The following is a 19850-nucleotide window of genomic DNA, read 5'->3' on the forward strand; positions in this document are numbered from 1 at the left end:
AAGGTGCAAACCTTTAAATGGCCCAGTGGCTCAGTTGGTTAGAGCGTCGCCCTGTCACGGCGAAGGTCGAGAGTTCGAGTCTCTTCTGGGTCGTTAGCAATGAGCTGACGAGTTTGGTAAATTGCATATGGATATGGAATCTTAGCTCAGCTGGGAGAGCATCTGCCTTACAAGCAGAGGGTCATAGGTTCGAGCCCTATAGGTTCCATACTTGGATGGATTCCCGAGTGGCCAAAGGGGGCAGACTGTAAATCTGTTAGCAACGCTTTCGAAGGTTCGAATCCTTCTCCATCCACTTAGCTTAACAGCTAAGCCGATGTGGCTCAATTGGCAGAGCAGCTGATTTGTAATCAGCAGGTTATCGGTTCGAGTCCGATCATCGGCTTTTGATTTTAAAAATTAATATCGCGGGGTGGAGCAGTCTGGAAGCTCGTCGGGCTCATAACCCGAAGGTCATAGGTTCAAATCCTGTCCCCGCTATTTTGCCCAGATAGCTCAGTTGGTAGAGCAGAGGACTGAAAATCCTCGTGTCGCTGGTTCGATTCCGGCTCTGGGCATTCACTTTGAAAGTGATAATTAAATAATATGGAGCATTAGCTCAGTTGGTAGAGCACTTGACTTTTAATCAAGTTGTCCGGGGTTCGAATCCCCGATGCTTCACTTTAAAACTTCTGTGAGAATATCACAGAAGTTTTTTTGTGTTTTTTTAACCCTAACATCATTTTATGGAATTACTATAGAGAAATAAAAAAGTTCTAAAGTTTTATGCTTTTTCATATATTATTAGTACCTGATACCATTAACCGTAGGAAGTGCGCAGTCTTAACGGTGGACAGGCTGTTTGAAGTCGGTAGATGTAATGCAGAACAGGAGGAGTTTTTATGAAGAGTCCTTTAAAGAATCTGAAAAAATATTTTCAGTTAATCATGACTGCTCTTATTTGCTTTGTAATGGGAGTCATTGAAGACAAGAAAAGAATCTGCATAAAAGATACAGATTCTAAAAAAGACAGAACTGTTTTGCGTCCGGATGATAAAAAGAACAACAGAAAAAATAAAATCATTTACTGGAATGAACCACGAATCCAGAATAGAATAAATAGAGCTGTATATTTTAATACGGGGTAATGAAGCCCCGTATGTAGAAACTATCGCAGTCCTCTCAATTAATGAATTTGAGACAGTTCAGCAGGATTTTATATTCTGATGAGCAGGATCAATATGCATTATTTACGAGGATTGCTATATAACAGAAGTGTTATAAATAATATACATACAGATAAATATATATGTATATACTAAAAAGAAGAAGTTTATAATGATGGTCTGATATGAGAAAGTCTTTTTTCCCTGGAACAATGGGAATCTTTGCTCTGTTTTTTGTTCCCTATATAGTTACAATTATTTTTAATGGTGCCAACACTACATTGATCAATAAAAAATTTAATGTGGAAATGCTTCTGCCGGTGATCGTTTCATCGCAGATTGAAGACAAATATGAACTTGAGACTATAAAAGCACAAACAATCATAGCAAGATCAAATTTTTACCGGACAATGAAAGAGGAGAAAAATCTGGCAATAACTTTATGTCAGATAAAGGAAGAGATGGAGGGGAAATCCCTGGCTTGTGTAATTTTACAGAATAAGTACGAAAAAGCAGTAACAGAAACAGAAGGAAAAGTCATTGTATGGAATAAAGAATTAAAGTTAGTTCCCTATCATGAATTAAGTGCAGGACAGACAAGAGATGGAATGGAAGTTTTCCACAACGAAGATGATTCGTATCTCAGATCCGTACACAGTCTTGTGGATAAAAATGCAAAAGATTATTTGAATAGTGTATACATAAATAAAAATGTCCTTCCGGAAAGAATTGAAATAAAATCCAGGGACAGTGCCGGTTATGTTACAGAAATTCTGGCTGACGGGAAAGTGTTGGAAGGCGAGGCATTCAGAAAAGGAATGGGACTCACGTCCTCAAATTTTACAATTCAGAAGTCTGGAAAGGAAATACGATTTTTATGTAGAGGAAAAGGTCATGGATTAGGATTCTCACAATATGGAGGGAATGAGATGGCAAAGGAGTCTGCGAATGCAAAAGAGATATTACAATATTATTTTCCTGAGATGGATGTGCTGAACATAAAATCTGTAAATTGCTGAATAGATACGAATATTCTGGACACCCTATAGATATGAAGATGAAAACAGAGGTGAAAGGAATATGATGAATAACAAAGTGACAAGAATCATTGCCAATTCCGTTGGACTGGCCGCTGTAGCAGCATTGGGAATTACAGTTTATCAGTTAGGTACCTCCCCGGTCAAAGAGAAAACTCCTGAAGAAAAAACAGAAAATGTCGGTGAAAGTACACAGGATACGGAAGAACAATTGAGTGAAGATGCAGGAACGAATCATGTGGAGTCAGAAAATCAGTGGATATCCGATGACGGGGAAGATTTGGATGATACAAAGGTTACATTCCAAAAACAAGGAATGTATGGGGAAACAGCTCAGAATACTGTGGATAATAATGAATCAGATAATACTGCAGATGTGGATAAGACTGACAATGCTGTAAATTCTCAGCAAGCAGAAGAATCATCAGTAAATGCAAATATGAAATCCCAGACGATATCAGAAGATCAGGCAGATGAAGCAACAGATGTTTCGGCATCGGCCCTGAATCTTGCGACAGTAAATTTTTCGGAAGATACATTAATGGAGTGGCCGGTGAATGGAAATGTTCTCCTTGATTACAGTATGGATCAGACTACTTATTTTCCGACGCTTGATCAGTATAAATTGAGTCCGGCTATTGCTGTCGGTGCAGTAGAGGGAGCACCTGTGGTAGCTGCTGTTAATGGCAAGGTTTATTCTATAGAGCAGAATGCGCAGACGGGTACTACACTGACAATGGAACTTGGAAATGGATATCAGGCTGTTTATGGACAGCTTACAGATTTGACAGTGTCAGAAGGAGATACAATTAAAAAGGGAACGACGATAGGATATATTGCACAGCCTACAAAATATTACAGCACAGAAGGAACCAATCTTTATTTTGCAATGAAAAAGGATGGAGAACCAATAGATCCGATTGAATATCTTCCATAATGAAATAGAAGAAAAAAACAGGGCTGCCGTAGATCGGCAGCCCTTAATTTGGTATAGGGCCGAGACAGTAACGTATAAACAGTACTTTGATATTTGCAACAGAAATGATATGTGTAGTATAATACAAAATATGTAGTGATTCAGCAGTTAACAATTCGTGGATATCAGATTAGGGGCAAAATCTCCCACAAATTGTGACATACATCTTGCGGAAAGCATTTTTCAGACACGCTCTAGCATCATAAAATACTGCTGGTTATAAAAATACTTTCGGAAATTATACAGACAGCATGAAAGAGGAGCTTTTTATATGAATATTAATGAGATTGCCAAACTGGCAGGGGTCTCCAGAGCTACCGTATCCAGGTATCTGAACAATGGTTATGTCAGTGAGGAAAAGAAAAAAAATATCAGCAGAGTTATTGAAGAAACCGGGTATCAGCCTTCTTCACAGGCGCAGAGGTTGCGTACTAAGAAGACAAAACTGGTCGGAGTAATTCTGCCAAAGATAGATTCCAATACGATCAGCCGGGAAGTTGCCGGAATCAGTGACATACTTACCAAAAAAGGATATCAGCTGATACTGGCAAATACAAATAACAGTGTTGAAGAAGAATTGAAATATCTTTCGCTGTTTAGGGATAATCAGGTCGATGGTGTTATTTTTATTGCCACCATATTGACAAAACAGCACAGGGAAATGATGAAGGGATTTAAAGTTCCGATTGTTTTACTTGGACAACAGCTGGATGGTTATCCATGTATTTTTCAGGACGATTATAAGGCTGCTGTAAATCTTACTGAACAGATGGTGAAGACAGGAAAGAAGTTTGGATATATTACAGTTACGGATAAAGATGAGACAGTTGGCAGGCAGCGAAAATCAGGTGTGGAGAAGGTTCTTGGAGAAAATCAGATCACATTGGAAAGTGGATGTGTAAAATGCGGAAATTTCACATTAGAGTCAGGATATGAGAAAGCGAAAGAACTTTTTACGGAGCATCCCGATGTAGATACATTAATCTGTGCAACAGATACCATGGCAGTTGGAGCGGCAAATTGGCTGAAGGAGAACGGATATCAGATTCCTCAACAGGTTCAGATTGCCGGAATGGGAGACAGTTTTCTGGGAAAGATCATAGAACCAAAGCTGACTACTGTACATTTTTTTTATAAGACAAGTGGAATGGAATCAGCAAAAGTGCTGGTAGATTTGATAGAATCTAAGGAAACATCATCTGTACATAAAGAAATAAAAATGGGATGTAAGGTGGTACTCAGAGAGTCTCACCGAAATATATGACTGAACATGAAAGAGGAACTCTGAGGCAATCATCAGAGTTCTTTTTTTCCGGATAATTGGATTTACATATATTAATTTACATATATTAAAGGGAGTGTTTTGGAAATAATATATAAAAAATGGATATAATATTTGTGATATGTTACATATTTACAAATAAAAAACGCCCAGATATAATAGCATATATGAGAACGATTCCATAAAAGTACATACAATCCATAGGAAATACATATTGGTGATCAGATAAGAAATATCGTGAGAGTGCAAGACATCTGCTGAGTTATAATCAGATATCAGAGTAAATTTGGAATGGTATAAGATGATATTAAGGTTAAAAGGTATTTTTATAAGATTAACAAGTGAAATTTGTTGAATATGTGAGAATTTCAAAGTGTACATTTATATGAGAACGATTCCATAAAAGGAGGATATTATGGATTACAGAAAAACAGCACAGGAGATATATGACCATATCGGTAAAAAAGAAAATATTATTTCCGCAGCTCATTGTGCCACACGTCTTCGCCTAGTTATCAGTGATAATTCAAAGGCTGATAAGGAATATGTTGAGAACATTGAAGGTGTAAAAGGTGTTTTCTTTGCGCAGGGACAGATGCAGATCATTCTAGGAACAGGTGTAGTTAATAAAGTATATGATGAGTTCATCCGGATTGCAGGAGTTTCTGAGAGCAGTAAAGAAGAGCTGAAAAAAGTTGCGGCTTCCAGGGCAAATCCGGTACAGAGACTGATCAAGACACTTGGAGATATTTTTGTGCCGATTATTCCTGCAATTGTTGCAAGCGGTTTCCTGATGGGAATTATGGAAGCACTGAACTTCATGGTAAACAATGGATTTTTGAATATTGATACCAGCGGTTCTATTTATACATTTGCACAGCTTTTCAGTAATACGGCATATACGTTCCTGCCAATCCTCATCGCATACAGCGGTGCTAAAGTGTTTGGTGCAAACCCGTATCTGGGTGCAGTTATCGGTATGATCATGATTCATCCGAATCTCCAGAATGCATGGACAGTTGCCACAGAAGGTGTTAAAGCAACTCAGAAAGTATGGTTTGGACTTTACTCTATTGATATGGTCGGATATCAGGGGCATGTAATTCCGGTTATCATTGCAGTATGGGTATTGGCTCAGATTGAGAAGAGACTTCACAAAGTAGTGCCGGCAATGTTTGATCTGTTTGTTACTCCGCTTGTAAGTGTCTTTGTAACAGGATATCTGACATTATCCATTATCGGACCTATCTTTGTCACTGTTGAGAACGGACTTCTGAATGGGATTCAGTGGCTGATCGCATTGCCATTTGGTATCGGAAGTTTTATTATGGGTGCGTTTTATGCACCGACGGTGGTTGCCGGTGTTCACCATATGTACACGATCATTGATCTTGGACAGTTGTCTAAATTTGGAGTTACTTACTGGCTGCCTCTTGCTTCTGCAGCGAATATTGCACAGGGTGGAGCAACTCTTGCAGTAGCACTTAAGACAAAGGATCAGAAGATTAAATCAATGGCAGTTCCGTCTGCATTAAGTGCCTGTATGGGAATTACTGAACCTGCGATCTTTGGTGTTAACCTTCGCTTTGGAAAACCATTTGTGATGGGATGTATTGGTGGTGCATTTGGTGCACTGTTTGCATCTGTTACAGGACTGGGGGCTACGGGAACTGGCGTAACCGGTATCTTTGGAATTCTTCTTTGTCTGAATAATCCGGTTTCTTATATTCTTATGTTTGTGATTGCATTTGGTGCTGCCTTTGTACTTACCTGGTTGTTTGGATATAAGGACACTAATGTTTCTGAAAAGACAGAAAGTGTTGAAGCTGTGGGAGATAAATCAACAACAGAAAAAAGCAATGCAGATGATTCTGTGCTTTATAGTGTATCAGAAGGAACTGCGATTTTGCTTTCCCAGGTAAATGACGCTACATTTGCTTCGGAAGTACTTGGAAAAGGAATTGCCGTAATTCCATCGAAGGGTGAAGTTGTTGCTCCATGTGATGCTGTGGTTGAGACTGTTTTTGATACAAAGCATGCAGTTGGTTTAAGTACGGAAAGTGGTATGGAGCTTCTGATCCATATCGGGATCAATACAGTGGAATTGAATGGAAAATATTTTACATCTCATGTAAAGAATGGAGATCACGTAAAGAAAGGCCAGCTTCTGGTTTCCTTTGATATGGAGAAAGTTAAGGCAGCAGGATACGATGTGACGACTCCTCTTATTGTAACGAATTCGGATGATTATAAAGATGTGAAAATTCTGTCGGAAGATTCGGTAACACCATCAGATAAAGTATTGGAGATTGTGAAATGAGTACGCTAACTAAAGTTCTTGAAAGAAATATAAAAGTAATTGAAAAGAACGCAGATCTGACAGAAGGAAGATTCCGGCTTGGACATCATCTGATGCCGCCGGTCGGATGGCTCAATGATCCGAATGGACTATGCTGGTATAAAGGCAGATATCATGTGTTTTTTCAATACGCTCCCTTTGATGTGGAAGGCGGACTGAAATTCTGGGGACATTATACAAGCGAAGATCTGGTAGACTGGAAATACGAAGGGACAGCTCTTTATCCAGATTCTCCTTATGACTGTCATGGTGTCTATTCCGGATCTGCATTGGCAGAGAGTGAAAAACTTCATTTGTTTTTCACCGGGAATGTAAAGATTGACGGTGATTATGATTATATTAATGAAGGACGTGAGACCAGTACGCTTCATGTAGAAAGTGAGGACGGAATTCATTTCGGAGATAAAGAAGAGATAATTTCTTTTGAAAAATATCCGGAAGAGTTTACCTGTCATATCAGAGACCCGAAAGTCTGGAAAGAAAACGACAGGTATTTAATGGTTCTTGGCGGACGTCTTAAGGGAGATAAAGGTGCAGTTCTGGTTTATGAATCAGAAAATCTGAAAGAATGGAAATTTAAACATATAATAACCACACCGGAAGCTTTTGGCTATATGTGGGAATGCCCGGATTATTTCGAACTGGACGGGAAGAAATTTCTGTCTGTATCACCACAGGGCTTGAAGAGGGAAGAATTTCGTTTTCAGAATATCTATCAGTCGGGCTATTTTCCGGTAAAAGAGGATGGCTCTGTAGATGAAAGAGACTTTCGTGAGTGGGATATGGGATTTGACTTTTATGCTCCACAGACCTTTACAGATAACAGCGGAAGGCGACTTCTGATAGGATGGATGGGAATGCCGGATGCAGAGGAGGAATATACCAATAAAACCATTGATGAAGGCTGGCAGCATTGTCTTACCGTACCGCGGGAACTGAGGGTAAAGGATGGAAAAATATTCCAGTATCCGGCAAAAGAACTGGAGAGACTCCGAAAAGAGAAAACAATTCTTGATGATGAAAAATCAATTGTTGAGGTTCGTGTAGAAGTAAATGAAGGTTTTGATCTGTTAATTGAAGATATTGCAGTGACAGACAGAAGTTTTCAGATCAGTATGGGCGGACAGATGCTCTTTAAATATGAAAATGAAATTGCGGAGATTGGATTTTCTGAAATTGCGGGTGCAGGAAGAAATAAGCGGAAAGCGAAAGTCAGTGAACTGAACAATATCCGGATTCTTGCAGATACTTCTGCAGTGGAACTTTATCTGAATGATGGAGAGATTGTATTCTCAACCAGATATTATCCGGATCGTGAAGATCTGCAGCTAAAGGTAAAAGGCGGAAAATTCAGGGGAAATCTCTGGAATCTTCGAAAAATGATATTCACAAAATAAGAAAATAAACGTATAATAAAGCAGGTGGGAAAGAAAATCCGCAGTCGGTTTCCCTGCCTGCTTTTTTGACATATTGGTATTTCTGGTGCTGAGAGATCTGGCTGTCAGAAAGAATATGTGTCCGGATGATATACGTGTTTTAAACCGACTGTTTATTATAGAAACAGGGACGACCGCAAAAGATAGCAGTTGTCCTTTACATAAATTATAAAAAATTTCAAATAATGCAATTCCAGACAATAAGACAGTTGCTTGATTATAATATATGACTGTCGGGTGATTATGATGAATTATACTTACATTGTTAAATGTGCAGATGGGACTCTTTATACAGGGTGGACAAACTGTCTACAAAAACGTATGAAAGCACACAACGAGGGAAAGAACGGCGCGAAATATACAAGGACCAAAAGACCGGTTACACTTGTATATTATGAAGGATTTTCAACAAAAGAAGAAGCGATGAGACGTGAATATGAGATTAAACAATTTACCAGAAATAAAAAACTGGAGTTGCTGAGCTTCTGAACCCGTCAGATAAGGAGAATAAGAGAAAATGAAAAAGATGACAAAATGGCTTGCAGTATGTGCAGTATGTGTGATGGGCAGTGTCCCGGCCATGGCAGCAGAAGTACCGGATGTTACTGTAACACCGATCCCGATTGAAACACCGGCTCCGGATGTAACACCAATCGAGACACCTGCACCAACACCCATACCGGAGGTGAAAAATGGCTGGTATGAGTATGGAACAAAAAATAAGAAATATTTTAAAGATGGATAGTATCTTACAGGAATGCGTAAAATCCATGGTGGAGTTTATTATTTCAGTCCCAAAGGATTTATGAAAACCGGATGGATCAAATACAATAACAAGAAATATTATTTTGGTTCCAATGGAATACGTTACAGTGGCGTTAAGAAAATCAGCGGAAAATATTACTATTTCAGTGACAAGGGTGTTCTGAGAACGAAAACAGTTAAAGTTGGAAATACAATTTATTATTGTACAGAAAAGGGAATTCTGGAAGCCTGGAAAAAAGGAAATACGATTTATTATCCAAATGGAAAGAAAATGAATTCCACCAAAGCGTATGAGTATGAGACTTTGCAGAGAGCAAAGGATGTTGTCAGCAAGATCACAAAACCGAGTATGTCAAAAAGTGAGAAATTTGAAACCTGTTTCAGATGGGTAATGTATCAGCATTATTACGATACCAGAAGAATATTTTATAATCAGACTGCATGGCCTGCGTTATATGCAAACGATTATCTGATACTGAGCGGAAAAGGCGGGGACTGTTTCTCAGATGCCTGTTCGTTTGCCTATCTTGCAAAGGCTCTTGGATATAAGAATGTTTATGTCTGCGTAGATACAACGGCAACTGACGGAAGCGGTCATTGCTGGGCTGAAATCGGAGGCAGAGTATATGATCCGCTGTTCGCAGAGGCGAAGAGCTATTATGGATATTTTGGCGTGGGATATGGATCCTATGGATTGTATCCGGAAAGAAGAGTAGCTGTGTAATATAAAAGCTTTCCTGCAGGGATTATGCTGCAGCAGAGAAAATTGTATTGTTAAGGGGTTGTAGCACCGGAAAAAATCCGGTGCTGCAACCCCTTGTTTTGTTTATTGGCAAATTGACGGTTATACAGGTAGTGGAGCAACAAAAAAGTACATGACAATGAAATGGCAGGCACTTCCAAGCATAACGAAGATGTGAAAGATCTCATGGGAACCAAAATTCTTATGTCTGGAATTAAAAAGCGGAACTTTTAATGCATAGATCACACCACCGATGGTATAAATGATTCCGCCTGCAAGAAGCCAGTCAAATCCTGCACGTGGGAGTGCATGGAAGATTGGAACAAATGCTAGTACACACAGCCAACCCATGGCGATATACAGTACAGAGGACAACCATTTGGGACAGGTAATCCAACAGCCCTTTAAGATAATGCCGAGGACTGCAATACTCCATACCAGCGCGCACAGAATATATCCAATGCGGTTATGAAGAACAATCAGGCATACAGGAGTATAGCTTCCGGCGATCATCACAAAAATCATCATGTGATCCATTTTTCGCAGCCGTCGATTGACCTTCTCTGTAGAATCTACAGAATGGTAAATGGTACTGGCTGCATAGAGCAGAACCATGGTAAGGATAAAAATACTTAAAGCAACAATATGGAGCACATCATAAGAACGCGCTGCCTTGATAATAAGAGGAACTGCTCCGACTGCAGCGAGAAGAAGGGCAATACCATGAGTGATTGCACTTCCGGGATCTTTTAATTTAAATTTCATAAAAACGCCTCCATTCATTCAGATAAATACAATGAAAACAATATAACATAGTTTTAAAAACTATATATCAAGTATATAAATACTATAACACAAAAAAACAAAAAATCAAGGGCTTATTTTGGAAATCAAAGAAATGTTTGTCCGGCAATGCAAATGAGTTACAGGGTTGCGAAGATGAGGAAAACAGTTGAATCTATATGATAAATCTCCTATAATACAAGTAAAGTAAGTGGTAAAGGAGACAGTTCCATGGGAAAAACCATAACGATATGTTTTACAAATAATAAGGGTGGAAGTGGAAAAACCACAACCTGTTCAAACCTTGGAGCGGCGATGGCTCAGGCAGGGAAAAAGGTTCTTCTGATCGATGGAGATATGCAGTTAAATCTTTCTCTTGCCTTTTTTCCGGAGCACTGGGTGCTGGAGCAGGCGAAAGGAGAGAAGAATCTGTATTGCGCAATCGGAAAACAGGAAGAGCTCAGCGGTTATGTGGTACATACTCCCTACGAAAATCTGGATCTGATACCATCATCTACATTGATGAGTTCTATAGAATATGAACTTTTTACAAAATGGCAGAGAGAATTTATCCTGCGAAAATGCATTCAGAAGATAAAGGATGCAGGAAATTATGACTATATTCTGATTGATGCACCTCCTACGCTGGGGGGTTGGGTGATGAATATCCTTTGTGCATCAGACCGGGTAATTATTCCTGTTGAGGCAAGTCCATGGGGAATGTTCGGACTTGCGAATATGTTTGAATTTCTTAATGAAGTAAAGCAGATTACTCCGGAACTGGAAGTTGCCGGAATTGCAGTGACAAAGGTAGATACAAGAAAGAGTTATTATAAACAGACAATGGAAACACTGCATGAACTTGAGGATATTCATGTATTTGAGCAGATCATCAGAGTGGACAGCTCTGTAGAATGGTCACAGGATAACAGTATTCCGGTTGTGGAATATAAAAAATCAAGCAGAAGTGCCAGGGAATATACGAGATTGGCAGAGGAGGTCATGGAATTATGTCAGTAGGCAGGGAGAGTATTCGGCGTGCAGCAAATGCAGGTGCCGGGAAAACCGTAAAGAAGCCCGTTGTATCCACAAAAGAGGCAGAGAAACCGGAAACAATATCTGTTACAGAAGAAAAGAAAAAAACAGCAAAAGGTTCTGTTCATATTAATGAGGAACTGCCGGTATATCTTCTTTAAAAGTTACTTGTAAGTGCTTGAGTATTTTGTTATTTTATAGAATATAATCAAGTGGTTGCGCAAAAAGTGGGGTATTTTATGGAAACAGAAGAAAAGAAGATATATACAATAGAAGATATCGCCCGGGAGCTTGGGGTAAGTAAGACTACGGTATCACGTGCTATTTCAGGAAAGGGAAGAATCAGTCAGGCTACAAGAGACAGAGTACGGGCATTTATAAAAGAACATGATTACAGACCCAATGTTGTGGCAAAGGGGTTGGCACAGCGTAAAACTTATAATATTGCACTGCTGATGCCGAAGGATTATGTTGCCACAGAGTTCCTTTTTTTTAAAGACTGTATGAATGGAATCTGTGAGATGGCTTCCTCCTATGATTATGATATTATTATTTCTATGATTGATGGAGCAGATGTATCGCAGATACAGAGACTGGAGGCAAATCGAAAAGTCGACGGGATCATTGTAAGCAGAGCAGTGGTAAGTTCCAAGGTACAGAAATATCTGAAGAACTGTAAGGAACCATATATATTGATCGGCCCGTCTTCAGATCCGGAAGTTCCGTTTGTAGATAACAAGAACCAGGAAGCCGGAAAAGAACTGACAAGTATTATGTTGATGAAAGGTTTTCGGAATCTGGCACTTCTGGGTGGAAATCAGTCCTATAATGTTACCGGAAGCAGATATCAGGGTTTTCTGGAAGCACATGAGGAAATGGGAGTTTCTGTTAACGAAAATCTAATCTTCATGGATACGGATAATCAGGCAGCAGTATCTGATGCTGTGAAGAGACTGCTTGAAGAAGGCGCGGATGGTATTGTCTGTATGGATGATGTGATCTGCAGCATGTGTCTGAGCAGTCTGAGGGAAAAGAAAATATCGGTTCCTGCAGAAATAAAAATAGCCAGTATGTATGACAGTAAGAATCTGGAATATAATAATCCACCGATTACCAGTATACGCTTTGATACGGTAAGACTGGGAAAGATGGCATGTGCGAAATTACTGAACATCCTGGGAGAGAAGCCACTGGAGGATACAGTGCCTCTGAACTACCAGGTAGTGTTGCGGGAGTCGACACAGTAGTATATGGATGTAAAATCCGATCAGATTATAGAAATTGAAAATGAATGGCAGGATTAGAAAGTTCTCTGTATTTATTGTAAGGATCAATAAGCAGAGAACTTTTTGTGTATAAAAAAATCGGTTGAAATTCTCTGGACAATCTGATTTTATCAAAATGAAAACGGTTGCACAAATCAAGTATATCATTGTATGAAAAAACGAAAAAATCAAACTGAATTGTGCAATATGACAAAAAAAGAGTTTTGAAATTAGATAATAATGGCTAATTGACTTTATAAATATAAAGGAATATACTAAAAATATGAACAAACGGTTGCGCAAACAAAACTGAGGGCGTTTATTACGCAAATCGGATGCGGGCTGTTTAGGCATAACCATCAAAAACAGGAGGAAGAGAAAATGAGAAAAAATGTAAAAAAGGTGATTGCACCGTTACTGGCAGCAGCTATGGCACTTTCCTGCACAGTATGTGTAAGTGCAGCAGAGGATGAGACAATTAAACTGACTGTATGGGGAGCTGAAGAAGACCAGAATTTATTAAAAGAACTGACAGATAAATTCCAGGAGAAGTATGCAGATCAGAAATTTGATATTCAGATTGGCGTAGAATCTGAGTCTACTGCAAAAGATACTATTCTGACAGACGTAGAGGCTGGTGCAGATGTATATGCATTCGCAGATGATCAGCTTCCGGATCTTGTAAAAGCAGGAGCACTTCTGAAACTTGATGATTATGCAGAAGCACTTCAGCTTGCAGATACAACACTTGATGATGTAAAAGCTGCAAACGTTGAAGGCGCTATTGATGCAGCAACAATTGATGGCAGTCTGTATGCATTTCCAAGAGCAGCTGACAACGGATATTTTCTTTACTATGATTCATCTGTAATTTCCGAGGAAGATGCAGCAAGCTGGGACAGCCTTCTTGAAGCAGCTGATAAGGCCGGAAAGAAAGTTGGTATGACACTTGCTTCCGGATGGTACAATGCTTCTTTCTTCTATGGAGCAGGATTTACAACAGGACTTAATGATGACGGAACAACAACTATGGACTGGAACGGAACAAGTGCTGATGGATATACAGGTGTTGATGTAGTAAAAGGAATGCTTGATATTACATCTAATCCGGCATTTATGGCAGTTGCTGATGGTGATATGTCTAATCAGCTTGCATCCGGTAATCTGGCAGCATGCGTTTCCGGTACATGGGATGCAATCACAGCAAAGGAGATATTTGGTGACGGATATGCAGCAACAAAGCTTCCTACATTCACAGTTGGTGACAAACAGGTTCAGCAGGGATCTGTTGCCGGTTACAAATATGTTGGTGTAAACGGCTATTCTGAGAATTCCGGATGGGCAGTTCTTCTTGCTGAGTACCTTACAAATGAAGAATCCCAGCAGATGTTCTTTGATCAGAGAGAAAGCGGTCCTTCAAACAAGAATGTAGCAGCATCTGATTCTGTTCAGGAAAATGTAGCACTTGCAGCACTTGCAGCTCAGTCTGAATATGCACAGGCTCAGAAGGTTGGCGGAAAATATTGGGATCCTGCAAAGACATTCGGAGAACTGATTGCACAGGGAACATTATCTGCGGATGATGATAATGCAATCCAGGAAGCACTTGATAATCTGGTAGAGGGTGCTGCTGCTTCTGTAGAATAATTGTAAAATAAAAAAATTATATAACAGATTTTAAAAAATGGCCCATATGCATAACGGCATGTGAGCTGTTTTAAGGAAACGGCAGATGCTGTCTGAGAAAAGATAGTAACAAAAATGAAATGACGAGGAGGAGAGATATGGCAGCACAGGACAATAATTCTGCTGCAGCGGCAGTGAGTGGATTCTTTAAATCCATCGGTGGATTTTTTGCTGACTTTGGTACTGCTGTAGTGAAAGGTGATGCCTTTGTAAAGCTGTCCCTGATCTGGATGGGCGCAGGCTATGCAAAGCGTAAACAGTATGTGAAAGCAGTACTGATGACATTGCTGGAGATCGCAGTGATCGTTTTTTCAGTGAAATTTGCAATGCAGTATGTACCAAAATTCAGTACCCTTGGTACTGTAAAGATGGAAAAAGTCTTTAACATGAAAACAATGAAAAGTGAATTTAATGATTATGATAATTCCTTTACGATCCTGTTGTTTTCATTGTTCAGCTTTGTTGTATGGTTTGCGGCAGCTGTTGTGTGGTTTAAGAACGTGATCAATGCTTATACACTTCAGAAAATGGAAGAAGCGGGAAAGCATATCAATACTTTTAAAGAAGATCTCAGATCACTGACAGAAGAGAAGTTTCATATTACATTACTGACACTTCCGGTACTTGGAGTTGTGATTTTCACATTAATCCCAATCTTACTTCTGATCTTTGTAGCATTTACAAATTATGATCAGCAGCATATGCCTCCTACTGAGTTGTTCTCATGGGTAGGTTTCAGTAACTTTATCAGTTTGTTTGGCGGCGGCGGTCTTACATCTACGTTCGGATATGCATTTGTGCGGGTTCTGGGATGGACACTTGTATGGGCTTTCTTCGCAACATTTACAACTTATATCGGAGGTATCCTGCTTTCACTGCTTCTTAACAGCAAGAAGACAAGACTGTCGAAGATGTGGCGTACTTTATTTATCGTAACGATTGCAGTCCCGCAGTTTGTATCACTTCTGCTGGTGCGTAATTTCTTCTCCAATGGTGGTATCGTCAACACAATCTGTCACAGCATTGGACTGACCGGATTCTTAAGAAGCATAGGACTTGTGTCCACAAGCTATATTCCGTTTCTTTCTGCTCCGGGCTGGGCACATGTAATGATCATTCTCATTAATATCTGGATTGGTGTTCCGTATCAGATGCTGATTGCAACAGGTGTTCTGATGAACCTTCCTTCTGACCAGCTTGAGAGTGCAAGAGTAGACGGTGCAACAAACTTCCAGATATTCAGAAAGATTACAATGCCATATCTGCTCTTTGTAACAGGACCTGCTCTGATCACAGACTTTGTAAAAAATATTAATAACTTTAATGTTATTTATCTGCTCACACAGGATGTTTATACAACAACTAATCAGGCAATGGCAAGCTCACAGGCAAAAGAGGTTGACCTTCTGGTTACCTGGCTGTTCCGTCTGACTCAGGATTACTACAACTATAAGATGGCATCAGCAATCGGTATTATCGTGTTTATTATCTGTGCAGTATTCACCCTGGTTGCATTTAACAGGATGATCAAGGGAGATAAGGAGGGAACATATCAATAATGAAAAAGATGAAAGACAGTCGTACTTCTTCTATAGTATTACATAATTTATTGATCGCAGTGCTGGCATTTATCTGGCTGATCCCGATCATCTGGCTGTTATGTACTTCCTTCAGTGCATATTCAGGAATGAATACCAGTACATTTTTTCCGAAGGAATGGAGCATCAGCAATTACATGAAGCTGTTTCATTCAGATTCTGTATCTCAGTTTCCGCAGTGGTTTCTGAATACATTTATCATTGCATGCTTTACATGTGTGATTTCCACTATGTTCGTACTGATGGTTGCATATGCAACATCTGTTATGAGATTCAAGATGAGAAAACCGCTGATGAACATGGCAGTTATCCTGAATCTGTTTCCTGGTATGCTGGCAATGATTGCAGTTTACTTCACACTGAAATCTTTTAATCTGACAAACAGCTATGCCGGTCTGATCATGGTTTACTCTGCTTCTTCAGGTCTTGGTTATTTGATTGCGAAAGGATTCTTTGATACAGTTCCGAGAGCACTCTGCGAGGCTGCCAGAATTGATGGATGCAGTGAGGCAAGAATCTTCTTCCAGATGGTTCTGCCCATGAGCCGCCCGATTGTTGTTTATACAGTTATCAGCAGTTTCCTGGTGCCATGGATGGATTTCGTATATGCAAAGATGATCCTGAATGCCGGTATTTCTTCCAAATATACAGTTGCCATTGGTCTGTACAAGATGCTGGATAAGAGCCTTATCAATTCTTATTTTACTCAGTTCTGCGCAGGTGGTGTACTGGTATCCATACCGATTTCTATTCTGTTTATGATCATGCAGAAATTCTATGTGGAAGGAATTACAGGCGGTGCTGTAAAAGGTTGATATTATGAATATGACAACGGGAAGAAGAGGAATCGTTTGGAAAACTCCGGATATCACAGCTGATGGGCTGAAGATGTTTGCATGTATCACTATGCTGATCCAGACAGTTGGAATTGCCATTATTGAAAAAGGCCTGATCCATTTAGACCAGTATACTCAGGAGAGTCTGAACCAGGCGATGTCTCAGGATTCCCGTTTGATGACACTTGCGGGAGTCGGATCCATTATGCAGCTTATAGGCGGGATGGCGATTCCCGTATTTGCGTTTCTGCTGGTAGAGGGATTTCGTAATACATCGGATTATAAGAAGTATCTGATCATGATGGCTGTTACTGCACTGGTCAGTGAGATTCCATATGATCTGGCAATCTGCGGAAAAGTATGGGACTTTTCCAGTCAGAACGCAATGATCACGATGTGTATCTGCCTGATTATGCTGAAATGCTTAGATCTGTTTAAAGAAACTTCCGGATTTACAGGTGGTATGTTAAAGGTACTGATCCTGATCGCAGCTATTGTCTGGGTGAGCATTTTCCGGGCAGAGTATGGACTTTGTATTGTTCTGCTTGTGTTTGTGTTCTATGTGTTTGAGACAAGAAATGTGCTGAAAACAGTGCTGGGATGTATTATCAGTCTGATGTATGTGACCGGACCGATTGCGTTCTATGGAATCTGGTGCTGCACTGGAGAGAGAAAGGATTACATCAATAAATATGTCTATTATGCTTTTTATCCTTTGCATTTGCTGGTGCTTGGAGTAATTGCAAACTATATCCTGTAAGAAGAATGAAATCAAATCCCGTCTGCTTTGACTGAGAAAAGTAATAAGCAGCGAGAATAGTGTGTTTTGAAATTGGATAGAGTATTAAATATGATAGTGAAAAAGAAAACGACTGAGAATAGAGAATTAAGAGAAATGTTTTTAAATGATTAATAATATTGATATTAGTGATTAAATGTGTTGAAATATGCTCATGGAGGTATTGCTATGAACACATCGAATATCACTAATTATAAACCAAAAGATTTTGCTGAATTATTAGGTGTCTCTGTGAAAACATTACAGCGTTGGGACAGGGAAGGAACGCTAAAAGCAAATCGAACTCCAACTGACAGGCGTTATTATACTTACAACCAATATCTTCAATTTAAAGGCATAGATACAGAGAATGACACTCGACAGGTTGTTATTTATGCAAGAGTTTCTATAAGAAATCAAAAGGATGATTTACAGAATCAGGTATCGTTTTCACGTCAATTCTGTAATGCAAGAGGAATGATTGTAGACCAATGTATTGAAGAGTATGGCAGTGGTTTAAACTATAACCGCAAAAAGTGGAATCAGCTGTTAGATGAAGTAATGGAACAAAAAATTAAAACCATCATAGTTACACATAAAGACAGATTTATCAGATTTGGATATGACTGGTTTGAAAAATTCTGTATGAAGTTCAACACAACTATGGTGATAGTGAACAATGAAGAACTATCACCGCAAGAAGAACTTGTACAGGATATTGTATCTATACTTCATGTTTTTTCCTGCAGATTGTACGGATTTCGTAAGTATAAAAAACAAATAGAAAGGGATGAAGAGATTGCTAAAGAGCTTCAAGACGGAAATCAATCCAACTGAAGAACAGAAAGCCAGGATCCGCAGGACGATAGGCACTTGCCGATATGTCTATAACTTCTACCTTGGTCACAACAAAGCCCTGCATGATAATGGTGAAAAGTTTATGACTGGTAAGAGCTTTAGTCTATGGCTTAACAACGAATACATTCCAGATAATCCTGACAAAACATGGATCAGGGAAGTGTATTCAAAAGCCGTAAAAAAGTCTATCGAAGATGGATGTACTGCTTTTACAAGATTTTTTAAACATCAGAGTGATTTTCCTAAATTTAAAAAGAAAGGTAAATCTGATGTGAAAATGTATTTCGTCAGAAATAACCCAAAGGATTGTCAATGCGAAAGGCACAGACTTAAGATCCCAACTCTGGGCTGGGTCCGTATCAAAGAAAAAGGATATATCCCAACAACAAAGGATGGATATATGATCAGAAGTGGTACAGTGTCTGTTAAGGCTGGCAGATTTTATGTTTCTGTTCTTGTAGAGATCCCTGATGTCAATATCGACAATAACTCAAACGAGGGAATCGGTATAGACCTTGGACTAAAAGATCTTGCCATTGTCTCAAATGGAAAGACATACAGGAACATCAACAAATCGGCAGGATTAAAGAAACTTGAAAAACAACTGATCCGGGAACAGAGAAGTCTTTCCCGAAAGTATGAAAATTTAAAGAAAGGAGAGTCCACTCAAAGAGCAAATATACAGAAACAAAGGCTTAAGGTACAAAAACTTCATCATAAAATGGATAATATCCGTACGGATTACATTAACAAGACAATCGCTGAGATAGTGAAAACCAAACCGTCTTACATAACGATTGAAGATTTAAATGTAAAAGGAATGATGAAAAACAGGTGTCTTTCAAAAGCTGTTGCATCTCAGAAGTTTTATGAATTTAGAACAAGGCTTAAAGCCAAGTGTGATGAAAACGGCATTGAATTAAGGGTAGCAGATAGATTTTATCCGTCTTCAAAGACCTGTCACCATTGTGGTTCTGTCAGGAAAAACTTAAAGCTTTCAGATAGAATTTACAGATGTGAATGTGGCTATGTTGCAGACAGGGATCTCAATGCGGCACTTAATTTAAAAGATGCTAAAACTTACAGGATTGCATGATTAAAAGCAAATGTAAGTATGTACCGAAGGCTATTTCGGGAATTAACGACTGTGGAGTGTACAAAAACCTGTGAGTAGCGTATTGCCTGCAATCGTCAAAACATACACAATGAAGCAGTAAGAAGTATTCGTAAGGACTTCAATTTCTCGATGTGTTTGGGTATATTTAAACA

General features: G+C 39.3%; 20 protein-coding genes and 7 tRNA genes. 26 read left to right on the forward strand and 1 reads right to left on the reverse strand.

All coding sequences use genetic code 11. From position 1 onward, the window contains the following. Positions 1-19 precede the first annotated feature (19 nt). The 17 genes from AC075L_RS11545 to AC075L_RS11625 all read left to right on the forward strand — a co-directional run bounded on the left by AC075L_RS11545 (position 20) and on the right by AC075L_RS11625 (position 9724). A tRNA-Asp gene (locus AC075L_RS11545) sits at positions 20-93 on the forward strand. A gap of 42 nt (positions 94-135) precedes the next feature. Beyond that, positions 136-208 (forward strand) — tRNA-Val (locus AC075L_RS11550). 5 nt (positions 209-213) lie between these two features. Beyond that, positions 214-295: transfer RNA gene (locus tag AC075L_RS11555), tRNA-Tyr, on the forward strand. Positions 296-312: 17 nt separating this feature from the next. Then, a tRNA-Thr gene (locus tag AC075L_RS11560) sits at positions 313-385 on the forward strand. 21 nt (positions 386-406) lie between these two features. Continuing rightward, positions 407-480: transfer RNA gene (locus tag AC075L_RS11565), tRNA-Met, on the forward strand. A 4-nt stretch (positions 481-484) separates the two neighbouring features. After that, positions 485-557: transfer RNA gene (locus AC075L_RS11570), tRNA-Phe, on the forward strand. A 30-nt stretch (positions 558-587) separates the two neighbouring features. Then, a tRNA-Lys gene (locus AC075L_RS11575) sits at positions 588-660 on the forward strand. 221 nt (positions 661-881) lie between these two features. Next, positions 882-1127 (forward strand): hypothetical protein, encoded by a 246-nt coding sequence (locus AC075L_RS11580; RefSeq protein ID WP_020993336.1) that lies wholly within the window; start codon positions 882-884, stop codon positions 1125-1127. A gap of 203 nt (positions 1128-1330) precedes the next feature. Further along, positions 1331-2164 carry a SpoIID/LytB domain-containing protein gene (locus tag AC075L_RS11585; protein ID WP_118338861.1) on the forward strand — a complete coding sequence of 278 codons (834 nt, stop codon included), beginning with the start codon at positions 1331-1333 and terminating at the stop codon, positions 2162-2164. A 61-nt stretch (positions 2165-2225) separates the two neighbouring features. Further along, the gene (locus AC075L_RS11590; RefSeq protein ID WP_020993335.1) at positions 2226-3119 is read left to right on the forward strand and encodes a M23 family metallopeptidase; all 894 of its coding nucleotides are present in this window, start codon (positions 2226-2228) and stop codon (positions 3117-3119) included. A 157-nt stretch (positions 3120-3276) separates the two neighbouring features. Beyond that, positions 3277-3381, forward strand: coding sequence for a DUF6783 domain-containing protein (locus AC075L_RS11595; RefSeq protein WP_368187745.1), 105 nt, complete (start codon positions 3277-3279; stop codon positions 3379-3381). 48 nt (positions 3382-3429) lie between these two features. Further along, positions 3430-4422, forward strand: a complete 993-nt coding sequence (locus AC075L_RS11600; RefSeq protein WP_476387697.1) for a LacI family DNA-binding transcriptional regulator — start codon at positions 3430-3432, stop codon at positions 4420-4422. Between the two features lie 433 nt (positions 4423-4855). Then, the gene (locus AC075L_RS11605) at positions 4856-6760 is read left to right on the forward strand and encodes a PTS sucrose transporter subunit IIABC (protein WP_025580988.1); all 1905 of its coding nucleotides are present in this window, start codon (positions 4856-4858) and stop codon (positions 6758-6760) included. After that, the gene (locus AC075L_RS11610; protein WP_022379870.1) at positions 6757-8196 is read left to right on the forward strand and encodes a glycoside hydrolase family 32 protein; all 1440 of its coding nucleotides are present in this window, start codon (positions 6757-6759) and stop codon (positions 8194-8196) included. The genes AC075L_RS11605 and AC075L_RS11610 overlap by 4 nt, the downstream gene beginning before the upstream one ends. A 285-nt stretch (positions 8197-8481) precedes the next feature. Next, positions 8482-8724, forward strand: coding sequence for a GIY-YIG nuclease family protein (locus tag AC075L_RS11615; RefSeq protein WP_025580986.1), 243 nt, complete (start codon positions 8482-8484; stop codon positions 8722-8724). Positions 8725-8752: 28 nt separating this feature from the next. Continuing rightward, positions 8753-8980 carry a hypothetical protein gene (locus AC075L_RS11620; protein WP_025580985.1) on the forward strand — a complete coding sequence of 76 codons (228 nt, stop codon included), beginning with the start codon at positions 8753-8755 and terminating at the stop codon, positions 8978-8980. 12 nt (positions 8981-8992) lie between these two features. After that, positions 8993-9724 (forward strand): transglutaminase domain-containing protein, encoded by a 732-nt coding sequence (locus AC075L_RS11625; RefSeq protein ID WP_025580984.1) that lies wholly within the window; start codon positions 8993-8995, stop codon positions 9722-9724. A 120-nt stretch (positions 9725-9844) separates the two neighbouring features. Here the strand turns inward: AC075L_RS11625 and trhA are convergent, their stop codons facing one another. After that, complete coding sequence (trhA, locus tag AC075L_RS11630; protein ID WP_020993331.1) at positions 9845-10507, reverse strand: PAQR family membrane homeostasis protein TrhA; 663 nt, start codon at positions 10505-10507, stop codon at positions 9845-9847. A gap of 249 nt (positions 10508-10756) precedes the next feature. Here trhA and AC075L_RS11635 point away from each other — a divergent pair, with 249 nt between their 5' ends. The 9 genes from AC075L_RS11635 (at position 10757) to AC075L_RS11675 (ending at position 19677) form a co-directional block, all read left to right on the forward strand. Beyond that, entirely contained in the window at positions 10757-11545 is a 789-nt protein-coding gene (locus AC075L_RS11635; protein ID WP_118575113.1) for a ParA family protein, read from the forward strand. Further along, a complete protein-coding gene (locus AC075L_RS11640) occupies positions 11536-11721 on the forward strand; it encodes a hypothetical protein (protein WP_008707826.1) in 186 nt (61 codons plus the stop codon). Before AC075L_RS11635 ends, AC075L_RS11640 begins: the two co-directional genes overlap by 10 nt. 78 nt (positions 11722-11799) lie before the next feature. Continuing rightward, on the forward strand, positions 11800-12807 hold the full coding sequence (locus tag AC075L_RS11645; RefSeq protein WP_025578973.1) for a LacI family DNA-binding transcriptional regulator: 1008 nt from the start codon (positions 11800-11802) through the stop codon (positions 12805-12807). 399 nt (positions 12808-13206) lie between these two features. Beyond that, positions 13207-14472 carry an extracellular solute-binding protein gene (locus AC075L_RS11650; protein ID WP_025578975.1) on the forward strand — a complete coding sequence of 422 codons (1266 nt, stop codon included), beginning with the start codon at positions 13207-13209 and terminating at the stop codon, positions 14470-14472. A 137-nt stretch (positions 14473-14609) separates the two neighbouring features. Then, positions 14610-16070, forward strand: coding sequence for a carbohydrate ABC transporter permease (locus AC075L_RS11655; RefSeq protein ID WP_044996454.1), 1461 nt, complete (start codon positions 14610-14612; stop codon positions 16068-16070). Beyond that, on the forward strand, positions 16070-16924 hold the full coding sequence (locus AC075L_RS11660) for a sugar ABC transporter permease (RefSeq protein WP_025578978.1): 855 nt from the start codon (positions 16070-16072) through the stop codon (positions 16922-16924). Before AC075L_RS11655 ends, AC075L_RS11660 begins: the two co-directional genes overlap by 1 nt. 4 nt (positions 16925-16928) lie before the next feature. After that, positions 16929-17705 (forward strand): TraX family protein, encoded by a 777-nt coding sequence (locus tag AC075L_RS11665; RefSeq protein ID WP_025578980.1) that lies wholly within the window; start codon positions 16929-16931, stop codon positions 17703-17705. 222 nt (positions 17706-17927) lie between these two features. Beyond that, positions 17928-18560 carry an IS607 family transposase gene (locus tag AC075L_RS11670; RefSeq protein ID WP_172680008.1) on the forward strand — a complete coding sequence of 211 codons (633 nt, stop codon included), beginning with the start codon at positions 17928-17930 and terminating at the stop codon, positions 18558-18560. Next, positions 18514-19677 carry an RNA-guided endonuclease InsQ/TnpB family protein gene (locus tag AC075L_RS11675; protein ID WP_044996456.1) on the forward strand — a complete coding sequence of 388 codons (1164 nt, stop codon included), beginning with the start codon at positions 18514-18516 and terminating at the stop codon, positions 19675-19677. Before AC075L_RS11670 ends, AC075L_RS11675 begins: the two co-directional genes overlap by 47 nt. Positions 19678-19850: the final 173 nt, after the last annotated feature.

This window comes from Blautia sp. ZXY-1-B12 (genome assembly GCF_056339915.1).